The 12,290-nt window shown below is 71.3% G+C and carries 12 protein-coding genes; 6 read left to right on the forward strand and 6 right to left on the reverse strand.

Going from position 1 to position 12,290, the window contains the following annotated elements:
• Positions 1 to 72 precede the first annotated feature (72 nt).
• Genes H0B54_RS23115 through H0B54_RS23140 form a run of 6 tightly spaced genes read right to left on the reverse strand, consistent with a single transcriptional unit; the run spans position 73 to position 5,843 of the window.
• Complete coding sequence (locus tag H0B54_RS23115) at positions 73 to 939, reverse strand: triphosphoribosyl-dephospho-CoA synthase (protein WP_188262260.1); 867 nt, start codon at positions 937 to 939, stop codon at positions 73 to 75.
• Positions 936 to 1,823: a RimK family alpha-L-glutamate ligase gene (locus H0B54_RS23120; protein WP_188262261.1), complete on the reverse strand. Its 888-nt coding sequence runs from the start codon at positions 1,821 to 1,823 to the stop codon at positions 936 to 938. Before H0B54_RS23120 ends, H0B54_RS23115 begins: the two co-directional genes overlap by 4 nt.
• Entirely contained in the window at positions 1,813 to 2,802 is a 990-nt protein-coding gene (gene mch, locus H0B54_RS23125) for a methenyltetrahydromethanopterin cyclohydrolase (RefSeq protein ID WP_188262262.1), read from the reverse strand. The genes H0B54_RS23120 and mch overlap by 11 nt, the downstream gene beginning before the upstream one ends.
• Positions 2,802 to 3,953, reverse strand: coding sequence for an ATP-grasp domain-containing protein (locus tag H0B54_RS23130; protein ID WP_246472706.1), 1,152 nt, complete (start codon positions 3,951 to 3,953; stop codon positions 2,802 to 2,804). The genes mch and H0B54_RS23130 overlap by 1 nt, the downstream gene beginning before the upstream one ends.
• Entirely contained in the window at positions 3,919 to 4,815 is an 897-nt protein-coding gene (locus tag H0B54_RS23135; RefSeq protein WP_188262264.1) for an NAD(P)-dependent methylenetetrahydromethanopterin dehydrogenase, read from the reverse strand. Before H0B54_RS23135 ends, H0B54_RS23130 begins: the two co-directional genes overlap by 35 nt.
• A 32-nt stretch (positions 4,816 to 4,847) precedes the next feature.
• Entirely contained in the window at positions 4,848 to 5,843 is a 996-nt protein-coding gene (locus H0B54_RS23140) for a beta-ribofuranosylaminobenzene 5'-phosphate synthase family protein (RefSeq protein ID WP_188262265.1), read from the reverse strand.
• Between the two features lie 133 nt (positions 5,844 to 5,976).
• Between H0B54_RS23140 and H0B54_RS23145 the strand changes: the two genes are divergently transcribed.
• From H0B54_RS23145 to H0B54_RS23170, 6 genes are read left to right on the forward strand one after another with little or no spacing between them, the layout of a single operon-like run.
• Positions 5,977 to 6,354 carry a 4a-hydroxytetrahydrobiopterin dehydratase gene (locus tag H0B54_RS23145; protein WP_094305675.1) on the forward strand — a complete coding sequence of 126 codons (378 nt, stop codon included), beginning with the start codon at positions 5,977 to 5,979 and terminating at the stop codon, positions 6,352 to 6,354.
• Between the two features lie 4 nt (positions 6,355 to 6,358).
• Positions 6,359 to 7,672: a molybdopterin-binding domain-containing protein gene (locus H0B54_RS23150; RefSeq protein WP_188262266.1), complete on the forward strand. Its 1,314-nt coding sequence runs from the start codon at positions 6,359 to 6,361 to the stop codon at positions 7,670 to 7,672.
• Complete coding sequence (locus tag H0B54_RS23155; RefSeq protein ID WP_188262267.1) at positions 7,666 to 9,315, forward strand: formylmethanofuran dehydrogenase subunit A; 1,650 nt, start codon at positions 7,666 to 7,668, stop codon at positions 9,313 to 9,315. Before H0B54_RS23150 ends, H0B54_RS23155 begins: the two co-directional genes overlap by 7 nt.
• 13 nt (positions 9,316 to 9,328) lie before the next feature.
• Positions 9,329 to 10,228, forward strand: coding sequence for a formylmethanofuran--tetrahydromethanopterin N-formyltransferase (gene fhcD, locus H0B54_RS23160; RefSeq protein ID WP_188262268.1), 900 nt, complete (start codon positions 9,329 to 9,331; stop codon positions 10,226 to 10,228).
• Positions 10,225 to 11,049, forward strand: coding sequence for a formylmethanofuran dehydrogenase subunit C (locus H0B54_RS23165; protein ID WP_188262269.1), 825 nt, complete (start codon positions 10,225 to 10,227; stop codon positions 11,047 to 11,049). The genes fhcD and H0B54_RS23165 overlap by 4 nt, the downstream gene beginning before the upstream one ends.
• A 13-nt stretch (positions 11,050 to 11,062) precedes the next feature.
• Complete coding sequence (locus H0B54_RS23170) at positions 11,063 to 12,253, forward strand: ABC transporter substrate-binding protein (RefSeq protein ID WP_188262270.1); 1,191 nt, start codon at positions 11,063 to 11,065, stop codon at positions 12,251 to 12,253.
• Positions 12,254 to 12,290 lie beyond the last annotated feature (37 nt).

Raw genomic sequence — 12,290 nt, forward strand, 5'->3', positions numbered from 1 at the left:
CCTTTCTCCCTAGTGATGTCGGCGTTCTTCGCGGAGCGCGTCGTCTTGAAGAACGTCCGTTATTACGGGCGGCTACGGCGATTGCATGAGCCAGAACGCGAGCAGGCAACCCACCACAATATCCGCGGTCGTTCCCGGGTTGACGCCATTGTATTTGAGGTCCCGGTCCATTTCCGCCAAGCGCGATCGCGTTAGCGTGAATGCACGATCCGGGGCCGTGTTTTCCCTCAATTCCGAAGCCCGCGCGCGTAACCATTCAGAGCGCTCCCGCCCGTATTTTCGGATGACATGGCTGTCGGGCACGGTGGCGAGAAATTCGACATAAATCATCTCCGTGGCCCGCTCGAGATCCACTCCGGCGTCCAGCCATCGCCGCAAGCTCGGCACACCGGTTTCGAAGATGTCCGCGAAGTCCGTCACGTATTGCCGGGCGATCCGGTCGCGGTCTCGCGCTTCCCGCATGGCGTCGAGCAGGGTCACCCGCGCCGGGGCGTGTACGTCCGCTCCTTCCACGCTGCCCAGTCCGGCGGGTCCGGCCAGCGCGATGGCCTGGAAGGCCAGTTCCGCGTCCGCCACCGTCAGGGTGGCGAGAACGTGGCCCAGCCGGTCGCGCAAAGGGCTGCCGCCGGGCATCAGCGCGGCCTGGGCCAGTGGCGCTGCCAGCAACAGGATGCCAAGGTTGGTGTTGCAGCCGGCGGCTTCCCGCGTGGCGAGGACGGCGGCGTGCAGCCGCTCCCCGACACTCAGCCCCGGCCGGGCGAGGATGGGTGCGGTCGCGTCGGCGCTGGCGAGGAACTGGCCGACGGTCATGCCGTGACCGTCGGCATGGATGTGGACGTTTCCAGGCTTCAGCGCGCGCAGTTCCAAGTGGCAGGCGGCGCGGTAGGCGCCGGCCACGCCGGACGCAGGATCAGGGGGGATCGGCGCCCAGGCGATCATGCGCCCACCCGCTCCACGAAATCCGCGGCCAGGGCGTCGGCGATGTTCACCGCGCTGACCCGCTGCAACCCTTGCCACGCCGGCATGCTGTTGATCTCCAGAACCAGCCAGTGCCCAGCCCGGTCCTGGATCAGGTCGACGCCGGCATAGCTTGCACCGACCACCGCCGCGGCACGGACGGCGAGCCCGGCGGCTTCGTCGTCGTCGGGAGCGGCCTCGCAGTCCGCCCCCTGATGGACGTTGGTGATCCAGCTCCGCCCATGCCGGGTCATCGCAGCGACGGCCCGCCCGCCCACCACGAAGACGCGGCGGTCCTGCCACGCGCCCTCGTTCCGCGGCGGGATGAAGGGCTGAAGGTAGTAAACCCCGGCGACCGGCTCGGCATCGGGCAGCGCCCCCGGCCCGTCGAGCCGTTGCAGGCCGCGACCCTGCGCGCCGAACAGCGGTTTCAGCACCTGGCCGGGCGCGTGGTCAATGATGCGCCGGGCCGGCTCGGCCTCCTGCACGGCGAGGGCCGGCGGGGTGGGCAGCCCGGCGCGGCCCAGCAGGAAGCTGGTCATGCTCTTGTCCACGCAGCGCTCGATGGCCCGCGCGTCGTTGTGGACCGGCACCCCCAGGTGACGCAACGCGTGGAGCACGCCCAGACGCAGCGTCACCTGTTCGAAGCTGCCCTGGCCCACCGCGCGGACAAACACACCCGCCGGCAGGGCATCCTCGAAGCCGGGGATCAGCAGGCCCGTCGCCGTGTAGCCGACGGCGATCCCACAACGCCGCGGCGAGACGCAGCGGCAGGCCAGGCCGCGCGCCTCGATGGCCCGGACCAGTCGCGGCGTGTGCCAGTCAGGCCGTTCGGTGAGGATCAGGGCGGCGCGCTCACCGGACATCGCGGAACGACCGCTCCACGAGGTCCGGCGCGAGGGTCCCACCGTGGAAGCTGCGCCCGCTGTCCAGGGCGGTGACGGTCACGCGCGCCGGGCTGAACAGCATGGAATCGATGGCGTAGAAGTCTCCCTTCGCCGCCGCGAAGATCTCCGCGAAGGGGCGCCCGTGGTCCCGCGAGGCGGAGGAGGGCAGGCGGCGCGCCAGATCCTCCGCCTCGCCGTCCGCGCCGGTGACGTGCAGATGGACCGTGCCGCCGTAGAGGATCGCGTCGTTGGTGCGGCCCATCGCGGTGAGGAAGCCGCCACCCGGTGGGGGAAGCGGCGCCATGCCGATGCCGTCGACGACGCGGTCGAGCGGGAAGCCGAGGACGTGCAGCTTGTGCAGGGCGACTTCCAGCACCCGGGCGACCACCTGGGTGGTCCCGGCGAGGCTCTGGGTCGGGGTGAGAACCAGGGTCAGCCGGTCCGTGGCGATGCCGCAGGTGGCGGCGATGTGGGCGACCAGTTCGGCGGGTGGCACCGCCGTCGCCTCCATGACGAAGGCCGCCGCGTCGGCCATGTCGCGGTAGGCCAGTTCGTCGAACAGAGTCTCCTGCCGGGCCAACGCGCGGCCGGGGCCGGAGCCCAGCGCGAAGAAGGCCCCCTTGCCGCTGCCGTGGCTGAGGCTCCAGCCGGCATACTGGCTGCCGAGGCAGGCGAGGACCGGCTGCGCGCTGTGGACGGTGACGCCGAACGGCCAGGACGGCGGGCCGGGGACCGGGCCGAATGCCACCCGGCCAAGGCCGCCCATGCACAGTTCGGCAATGCGCCGCCCGGCCTCCAGCCCACCGGGATGGCCGATCCCGGCATCGACGACGCAGGCCCCGCCGACCCTCTCAATGCCGATACGAAGCACCGGGGCATCGGCCACCAGCCGTTCGACCAGCGGCGCCGACAGCGCGGCGAGGCTTGGACGCGGATCGGACGGCGTTTCCGTGGTCATCACTGCATCTCCATCGCGGCGAGGGCCGCCAATTCGCGTTGCCGCCGTTCGGCATGACGCCGCGCCGCGGTGGCGCTGGGACCCTCCCCGAACACCGTGCAGACCGGCTCGTCGCGCCCGATCATGGTCGGTGCCGCCGGCCGGTCGGCGGTCCAGGCCGGCCAAAGCCGGCCCGCCTCGATCCGGGTGGGGACGTCGGCGTAGAACACCAACGCCGCCCGACACCCCAACAGCACCGGAAGTTGCTCAGGCAGGCGCCCGCCGCAGGCGTCGAGGTGAAGGCCAAGCAAAGGCGGCATCGGCGGACGGTCGAAGACGTCCAGAGTCGCGCCCGGTCGCGGGTTGATCTCCAACAGATGAATGGCCGAGCCGGTCACCAGGAAATCGGCGCTGTTCAGCCCGACCAGCTCGAAGGCCGCCGTGAGACGGCCGATCATGGCGGGCAAGGTGCGGGTCCACCGCTCCGGGCTGCGCCATGGTCCGGCGGCACCGCCGTAGCGGTAGGGGCTTGCCGCGATCGGTGCGGTCCACTGCCGGCTCAGCCCGACAATGACCGCGCGGTCGCCGTCCGCGAGGAAGAGGACCGACAGAGCATGGCCGGCAACCCGGCGCTGGACGTACCAGCCCGGCTTGGCCTGGACTTCCGTCGCGGCGGTGACGTGCGCGCCGCCGCTGCCGCCGATCCGCTTCCGCAGATGGACGCCGGGCGATCCGTCCAAGGCCGGCGCGACCGGTGGATGGGGAATGCCGAGCCGGTCCAGGGCGGCGGCGAAGCGGAACGGGTCCTTGACGCGCGCCACCACCTCGGGCCGGTTGCCCATCAGGGGGCGGTCCTCCGCGACGCGCGCCAGCAGCGCCGGATCGTCTTCGAAGCCGGCGCCGTAGACCAGAGGCAAGCCGCGCAGTTCCGCTCGGGCCAAGGCGTCCCGAAGGAGGGCGGATTCCAGGCGAAGCGCTTCGGAGGGCAACCGCAGGCAGGGATCGGCAAGCCGTCTGGTGTCGAGATCGGCGAACAGATCGATGGCCGCCGGGCGATGACCGGCGCGGCGGGCGGCGGCGGCCAGCGCCCGCGCCGACAGGGCCGCGACCACGATGTCCGGCCCATCACCCGGCGACTTAGCCGGCGATCTGGCGGGCCGCATCGTAGGCATCGCAGAAATCCAGATACACCGCTGTCTTCGCTGCAGCGAGACGCGTCAGCAGGGCGTGCTGCACCCGGAACTTGACGGCGCCGACCGCCAACGCGCCGACGCCGACGCCGCGCCCGCCGGGGAGCGGCGTGCCGTTGTCCTTGGGGCCGACCCCTTCGATGCCGGACGGTGGCACCGCGTTGATGTCCGCCGCGACGAGCAGCCGGCCCGCCGCGGCGAGGTTGCGCGCCGACAGGATCTGCACACCCGCCCGACCGCAGCCGAACACCACCTCGGCATCGGTGAGCAGTGCCTCTCGGGCCGCGTCGTCGGGCGCGTCGGCGCAGGCAAGCTCCACTCCGAAGCGCCGTCGGAACTCGGCCGCCTTGGGCTCCACGCCCGACAGGCCACGGTGGCTGACCAGGGTGACGCGAGCGCCGGCAAGCGCCGCGATCACGGCGGCGATCCCGCCGACCACGCCGGTCGCGCCGAAAACCTTGAGAGTCAGCCCCTTGATCCCGTCCGGATGGCTGCGGCGCAGGGCGCGCTCGACGACGGCGACCATGGCGCCGGCCGTGGTGAAGGCGCCCGACGGATCGGCCATCACCGAGATGGTGAAGGGCGCGAACATGGCCTTGCGGGCGGCGTCCATCATGTCGAGCGCCAGCACGGCGTCGCGCCCGCCGATGAACAGCCCGGTGCGCGCCGCGTTCGCGGGGTCGCGGGAGAACATCGCGTCTTGGGTGATGCCGGTGACCTCCTCCAGCGCGACGCCGGTGTAGGGGAACAGCGGCCCCATGCCGGCGTCCGCCGCCATGTTGACGTCGAAGGCGCTGACGTGCTTGAGCGGCGTCAACATGTGCAGAACATAGGGTGCGGCCATCGCGCGCCTCCCGCTTGGCTCGGGTGTTGGGGTCAGGAGGCCCGCAGAACCACTTGGTCGGTGGTGGATTCCAGCGTCGCGCCGTCATTGCGGCCGCGGGCCAAGTGGAAGTCCAGCGGGGATCCTGCCCAGCGGCGCCGCGCCTCCGCCAGCAAGGCCTCCGCCCGCCGGGCGTCGCCGACGATGGCGAAGCCGGTCGGCCCCCAGGACGTCTGCCCGACGCCGGGAATCCCCTCGGCTTCCAGCCACGCCAAGGCGTCGGCCACCAGGGGACTGGTGAAGCGCCCGCCCTGGACCGGGGCGAAATGGTCCCCCACCGTGCGCTGCAACTCGCCCACCGCCTGCCCGAAACGGTCGGCGTCGCCCTCGATCAGGGCCGGAAGGGCCGCCATGACGATCAGGCGGCACAAATGCCCGGCCCGCTCCGCCGGAAAGGGCGGCAGCGCCTTGAAGGCTTGCAGTTCGGCGGTGCCGTGCAGCCCCTGGCCGTCGCGGTGCAGGATCAGCAGCACGCGCCACGCCTCCGGAAAGGGCAGGCGGGCGACGATAGGAGGCGGCGCGTCGTCCGGCCCGCGGCCGCCGTCCAGGATGACGCCGCCGTTCTCGAAGGCGCCGATCCCGATGCCGGAACGGGCGCCGCGCTCAAGCTCCGCGGCGAGACGGCGCACCGTCGAGGGCCGGCCGTGCAGATGCGCCAGGGCGGTGCCGACCGCCAGCCCGAGCTGGGTGCCGGACCCCAGCCCGACATGCTCGGGAATGGCCTCCTCCACCGTCAGTTCGGCGCGCGCCGGCCAGCGGAATCGGTCGCAGACCGCCCGCGCAGCCTTCAGCGCACGCTCCGCCGATGGGCCGCTTGCGCACAGGCGGTCGGAAGGGCGCACCCGGAGGGTCGTCGCCATCCCGTCGAGCGTCAGCCCCAGGCTGCCGAAGCGGCGGCCCAGACCGCCGTTCATGTCGAGAAAACCCAGATGCAGTCTCGCGGGCGCCGTGACCCGCACCTCCCCGACTTCATCGACGCCGAGTGGCATGAGGACCTCACTCGCTTAAGGAAAGTTGCGTCGTTCTTTTGAACATGATAATCTTGCGTTAAAAAAAGACCCCGATCCAATAGTATATACCTCTTCGGGGTGAGGACTGTTCGGTCGCTTCGGGGAGGAAGACATGACCGCGGTTCAGGAAACCACCTATTCCGATGCAGAAATCGCTGAGCGACTGCAGCAAATATTGCCGCGGTGGCGGTTCGAGGACGGCTGGATTCGGCGGAAGTACAAGACGAACAGTTGGAAGGGCACCCTGATGGTGATCAACGCGGTCGGCCATCTGGCCGAGGCCGCGTGGCATCACCCGGACCTCACGGCTTCCTACGCCTGGGTCGAGGTGCGGCTGAAGACCCACTCGGCCAAGGGCATCACCGACAAGGATTTCGAGCTCGCCCGCAAGATTGAGGAGGTTGTCCAATGGCAGCCCGCCCGTGACGGCGGCGCGCTGGAAGGGACGCCCCGCGACGATCCGCGCTTCGCCTACATCAAGTACGATTGACGGCATGGCGAGCGACCAGCCAACCCATCCCCTCGTCCAGCCCGTCGTCCGCCCCGTCGTTCATCGTGACGTCGTGTGCCCATTCTGCGGCCTCGGCTGCGATGACCTGACCGTCGAGGAGGAGCCGCCTGCGACGCTGGCGGTGCGCTCCACCGATTGCCCGGTGGCGCGCGAGCGCTATGCCCGCATTCCGGCGCCCGAACCGCCGCGCGTCGCGGGCGTTCCGGTTCCGCTGAAGGAAGCGGTGGAGGCCGCCGCCGCGGTGCTGGGCGCGGCGCAGGCGCCTCTGGTGGCCGGGCTCGGCACCGACGTCGATGGGGCGCGGGCCGCCCTGGCGCTCGCCGGGCGGCTGGGGGCGGTGGTCGATCACGCGCTGTCCGACGGGCTGTACCGCAATCTGGCGGTGCTCCAGCGCACGGGCTGGATCGCGACCACCTTGGCAGAACTGCGCAACCGCTGCGATTTTCTGCTGGTGGCCGGACCGGACCCGGCGGCGCTTCACCCGCGCCTTTTCGAGCGCTGGGTGACGCCCACGGCAACCTTCCAGACGTTGCCATCGCGGGAGGTGGTGTTCCTGTGCGGCGAACCGCTGGACGGCACGCGGGCCATCCTCTCGGGCCTTCCCGTCACGGTCCTGGCCGGCGATTCCGCAAGGGTTGGGGACGCGGCGGCGGCGCTGGCCGCGGCCTTGGCCGATCCATCCCGCGCCTCGGGAGCCGCCGGCATCGCCGCGGGCGACATCGCCGCGCTGGCGGAGCGGGTGCGCAAGGCGCGCTATGCGGTCGTGGCCTGGGCCGCCTCCGCTTTTGACGGAGCGCACGCCGACCTGACGGTGGAACGGCTGGTCCACCTCGTGCGCGACGCGAACCGACACACCCGCTGCGCTGGACTGCCGCTCGCCGGGCACGACAATGTGGTCGGGGTCAATCAGGTCTGTACCTGGCAACTCGGCGTGCCGCTGCGCACATCCCTCGCCGGAGGGGCGCCGCTGCACGATCCGCATCGCTTCGCCTGGGCGCGGTATGCGAAGGTGGCGGACGCCGTCGTCTGGGTGTCCGCCTTCCAGCCGGAGGTGCCCGACTTTCCTGCGGGTCAGACCGTCATCGCGCTGGCCTCGCCGGGAACGGCCTTTGCCGACGAGCCGGCGGTGTTCATTCCCGTCGGCACGCCGGGCATCGACCACCCAGCCCATGTCTTCCGCAGCGACACGGTGGTCGCCCTGCGGGCGCGGCGCCTCGTCGACCGTGGCTTGCCGGACACCGCGACCGTGCTGAAGGCCATCGCCGCCGCGCTGCCGCAGGAGGCCCCTACATGCTGATGAAGCTCGCCGGAGCGCGCATTTACGACCCGGCAAACGGGCGCGACGGCGCGGTGGGCGACCTGTTCGTCCAGGACGGGCGGATCGTCGGCGATCCCGGACCCGGCGCCGCGCCGGACGAGGTCCACGACCTGGCCGGGCGGGTCGTGATGGCCGGCGCCATCGACATCCACAGCCACATCGCCGGTGGAAAGGTCAACATCGCTCGCCTGCTGATGGCGGAGGAGCATCGCGGGGCGGCGGAGGAGCCTTGCGGTTGCAGCGGCCTCGCCACCCCCTCCACGCACGTCACGGGCTGCCGCTACGCCCAGATGGGCTACACGGCGGCTTTCGAGCCGGCGATGCTGCCGAGCAACGCCCGCCACGCGCATCTGGAGATGGCGGATATCCCGTTGATCGACACCGGCGGCTATCTGGTGCTCGGCAACGACGACCTGCTGCTGGAGCTTCTCGCCTCCGGCGCCGGGGAGGAGGCGGTGGCCGATTACGTCGGCTTCATGCTGAACGCCACGCGCAGCCTTGCCGTCAAGGCGGTGAATCCCGGCGGGATCAACGCCTTCAAGTACAACCAGCGCCGCCTCGACGTGGACGAGAACGGCCCGTTCCACGCCATCACACCGCGCCGCATCCTGACCGCTCTGGCGGGGGCGGTGCAGCGGTTGGGCATCCCGCACCCGTTGCATCTGCACGGCTTCAACCTCGGCGTGCCGGGCAACGTGGAAGCGACGCTCGACAGCATCGCGGCGGTCGATGGCCTGCGTCTCCACCTCACCCACGTCCAGTTCCACGCCTATGGCGCGGAGGGTGACCGGAAGTTCTCCTCCGCCGCCGCGCGGGTGGCCGAGGCGGTCAACCGCCGGCCCAACATCTCGGTGGATGTCGGGCAGATCATGTTCGGCCAGACGGTGACCGCCTCGGCCGACACCATGGCGCAGATGAACAACGCCGGGCTCGCCCACCCGAAGAAGTGGGTGATGATGGACATCGAATGCGACGCCGGCTGCGGGGTCGTGCCCTTCCGCTACCGCGACAAGGCTTTCGTCAACGCGCTGCAATGGGCGATCGGGCTGGAGCTGTTCCTGCTGATCGAGGACCCCTGGCGGATCTTCCTCACCACCGACCACCCGAACGGTGCGCCCTTCACCAGCTATCCCGAACTGATCCGCCTGCTGATGGACCGCGACCACCGTCTCGCCCGGATGGCGGAGCTGCACCCGGCGCTGCCGGAACACACCATCCTGGGGTCGCTGACGCGCGAGTATTCGCTGGGCGAGATCGCCACCATGACCCGCGCCGCCCCGGCGCGCATCCTGGGCCTGACCGATCGCGGCCATCTCGGTCCGGGGGCGGTCGCCGACATCACCGTCTACACCGACCGGCCGGACCGCCGCGCCATGTTCGAGAAGCCCGATCTCGTCTTCAAGGACGGCCGGCTGATCGTCCGCGATGGTGTGGTGGTGGCTCTGGTGCCCGGGAGCACGCATGTGGTGGAGCCCGCCTACGACCCGAAGATCGAAGCCTGGATGGGGCGCCGGTTCGACGAGCGCATGGGCCAGCGGCTGTCGCATTTCCGCATCGCGGAGGAGGAGGTCCGCGGCGGCAACGGCCTGATCCGCCACGCCTGCCGGCCCGGATCATTTTGATGGGGGCGTTCTGATGCGGCTCAACGGCGTCCACATCGAGGACACCTTCGCCGAAGCCTTCCCCATGCTCGGCACGCGGCTGGTGATCACCGCCGACACGCCGGCCTGGGTCCAGGCGGCGGTGGTCAGCATGACGGGCTTCGCCACCTCGGTGATCGCATGCGGCTGCGAGGCGGCGATGGAACGCCCGCTGCCGGCGGACGAGACGCCGGACGCAAGGCCCGGCGCCGCGGTGCTGCTGTTCGCCATGTCCAAGGCGGAACTGGCTAAGCAGGTGGCGCGTCGCGTCGGGCAATGCGTGATGACTTGTCCCGGTACGGCCTGCTACGCGGGGCTTCGGGACGGCCCTGCGATCCCGCTCGGCAATGCGCTGCGCTACTTCGGCGACGGCTGGCAGATCGCCAAGCGGATCGGCGGCCGCCGCTATTGGCGCATCCCGGTGATGGACGGCGAGTTCCTGTGCGAGGCCGCCACCGCGGCGGTGGACGGCGTCGGCGGCGGCAACTTCATCATCCTGGCGGCCGACCGCCGCGCCGGGCTGGCGGCGGCGCAGGCCGCGGTCCTGGCGATCCGCGAGCTGCCGGGGGCGATCCTGCCCTTTCCCGGCGGGGTGGTCCGCTCCGGCTCCAAGATCGGCGGCAAGTACAAGGGGCTGATCGCCTCCACCAACACCGCCTTTTGCCCGACCTTGCGGGCGGCGGTGCCGGCATCGCTGGTGCCGGAAGGGGTGGAATCCATCCTCGAACTGGTGATCGACGGCGTGAGCGAGGCGGCGGTCGCCGCCGCCATGCGCGTGGGCATCGCCGCGGTGGCGGACCTGGGCGCCGCGGGCGGCGTCGTGTCGGTCACCGCCGGCAATTACGGCGGCAAGCTCGGCCGCTACCAGTTCCGCCTGCACGAGGTGATGGCATGAGCGGCGTCGTCCTCACCATCCGCGAGCCCGCCGGTCCGCCCATCGACATGACCGGCGTCCTGCCCGAACGGCTGGCTGAGGGCGGGCGGAAGGCGCTGGCCGGGCTGACGCTGGTCCGTGGGCGGGGGCGCCATCGGCTGGACGCGCTGTTCACGTTTCAGGACGGCGGCCCTCCCGGTACCCTGATCCTGCGTCCCGGCGGCGCGGTGCTCGACGGGGTGGGGACGGGCATGACCGCCGGGGACATCGGGGTCGAGGGGGATTGCGGTGCCTACGCCGCCAGCGCCATGCGCGGCGGCACGCTGACCATTGAGGGAAGCTGCGGTGCCTTCGCCGCGGCCGGGATGGCCGGCGGGTCCCTGCGCGTCGCGGGCGATGCCGGCGATTTCCTGGGAGCGCCGCTGGCCGGCGGCACGCGCGGCATGAGCGGCGGCTCCGTCGTCGTCATGGGGGACGCTGGCGACCGCGTCGGCGAGCGGATGCGCCGTGGGCTGATCGCCGTCCATGGACGGGTGGGGAGCCTGTGCGGCGCCCGGATGATCGCCGGGACCATCGTCGTCGGCGCCGGTTGCGGCCCCGATCCGGGGCAGGCCATGCGCCGCGGCTCCATCCTGCTGCCGCGAGCGCCGGAGCCTGTTCCGTCCGGCTTCAGCGACGGCGGCATGAACGACTGGCTGTTTCTGGAACTGGTGCGGAAGGAGCTGATCGATGGCGGGGCATGGCCCAGTGGATTCCCAACCGCCGGAACCCGTGCCCGGCGCCTTATCGGCGACCGGTCGGCCGGAGGGATCGGAGAGGTGCTTATCCTGTCAGAGGCGTAGCGGGCGCCCTCCCGTGGGCCGGGCCGCCGCCCTTCTGACCATCGCCGCAGCACTCCTGCTTGGGGTCCCGGCGTGGGGCGCCGATCCGATGGTGGTCCGCATCGGCTATCTGACCCGCGCGGAGGAGCCGCGGATTCCCCAGACCTTCCTCGAACCGGTGTCGGACGACGAGGGTGTCCAGGGCGCCCGCCTCGCCATCGCCGACAACAACACGACCGGGCGATTCCTCAACCAGCGCTTCGATCTGGTCGAGGTGACGGTGCCGGAGGACGGGCGCGTCGAGGACGCGGTGCGCGACCTCGCCGGGCAGGGCGTGCGCCTGCTCGTCGCCGACCTGAAGGAGGACGCGCTGCTCGCCGCGGCGGCGGCGCCCGAGGCGGGCGACATGCTGCTCTTCAACACCCGCGCCCCCGACGACGACCTGCGCAACGAGCGCTGCCGCGCCAACCTGCTGCACGTCACGCCCAGCCGGCGGATGCAGGCCGACGCGCTGGCCCAGTATCTCGCATCGCGGAAATGGATGAACTGGCTGCTGGTGGTCGGGCGGACGCCGCAGGACGCCGCCTACGCCGACGCGATCCGCGCCGCCGCCAAGCGCTACCGCGCCAAGATCGTCGAGGAGAAGCGCTGGACCTTCGAGGACGCGAACCGCCGCGTCGACACCGGGCACGTCACCGTGCAGTCGGAAATCCTCACCTTCACCCAGGGCACCGAGCACGACGTGCTGGTCGTCGCCGACGAGGCGGACGGGTTCGGCGAATATCTGCTCTACCAGACGTGGCTGCCCCGCCCGGTCGTCGGCACCCATGGCCTCGTTCCGACGGCGTGGTCGCGCGTGCACGAGCAGTGGGGGGCGACGCAGATCCACAGCCGCTTCGAACGGCAGGCCGGACGCTGGATGCGCCCGCGCGACTACACCGCCTGGATGGCCGTCCGCGCGGTGGGCGAGGCGGCGACGCGCACCAAGTCCGCCGACCCCGCGGCGCTCGCCGCCTTCGTGCGCGGTCCGGATTTCACCCTGCCGGCCTTCAAGGGGCAGGGGCTGACCTTCCGCGACTGGGACGGGCAGCTTCGGCAGCCGGTGCTGCTGGCCGGGCCGCGGGTGCTCGTCTCGGTGTCGCCGCAGCCGGGCTACCTGCACCAGTACTCGGAACTCGACACGCTCGGCGACGATCGCCCGGAAAGCCGGTGCCGCAACCGCTGAGAAAGGCCCCGCCAGGGGGCAACCATGGGAGGGAACG

Source organism: Azospirillum tabaci, from assembly GCF_014596085.1.
Taxonomy (GTDB): Bacteria; Pseudomonadota; Alphaproteobacteria; order Azospirillales; family Azospirillaceae; genus Azospirillum; species Azospirillum tabaci.

Excerpts from the sequence above, each read along its gene's own strand:
- H0B54_RS23115 (WP_188262260.1), bottom strand. The coding sequence starts at position 939 with ATGATCGCCTGGGCGCCGATCCCCCCTGATCCTGCGTCCGGCGTGGCC.
- H0B54_RS23120 (WP_188262261.1), bottom strand. The coding sequence starts at position 1,823 with ATGTCCGGTGAGCGCGCCGCCCTGATCCTCACCGAACGGCCTGACTGG.
- mch (WP_188262262.1), bottom strand. The coding sequence starts at position 2,802 with ATGACCACGGAAACGCCGTCCGATCCGCGTCCAAGCCTCGCCGCGCTG.
- H0B54_RS23130 (WP_246472706.1), bottom strand. The coding sequence starts at position 3,953 with ATGCCTACGATGCGGCCCGCCAGATCGCCGGCTAAGTCGCCGGGTGAT.
- H0B54_RS23135 (WP_188262264.1), bottom strand. The coding sequence starts at position 4,815 with ATGGCCGCACCCTATGTTCTGCACATGTTGACGCCGCTCAAGCACGTC.
- H0B54_RS23140 (WP_188262265.1), bottom strand. The coding sequence starts at position 5,843 with ATGCCACTCGGCGTCGATGAAGTCGGGGAGGTGCGGGTCACGGCGCCC.
- H0B54_RS23145 (WP_094305675.1), top strand. The coding sequence starts at position 5,977 with ATGACCGCGGTTCAGGAAACCACCTATTCCGATGCAGAAATCGCTGAG.
- H0B54_RS23150 (WP_188262266.1), top strand. The coding sequence starts at position 6,359 with ATGGCGAGCGACCAGCCAACCCATCCCCTCGTCCAGCCCGTCGTCCGC.
- H0B54_RS23155 (WP_188262267.1), top strand. The coding sequence starts at position 7,666 with ATGCTGATGAAGCTCGCCGGAGCGCGCATTTACGACCCGGCAAACGGG.
- fhcD (WP_188262268.1), top strand. The coding sequence starts at position 9,329 with ATGCGGCTCAACGGCGTCCACATCGAGGACACCTTCGCCGAAGCCTTC.
- H0B54_RS23165 (WP_188262269.1), top strand. The coding sequence starts at position 10,225 with ATGAGCGGCGTCGTCCTCACCATCCGCGAGCCCGCCGGTCCGCCCATC.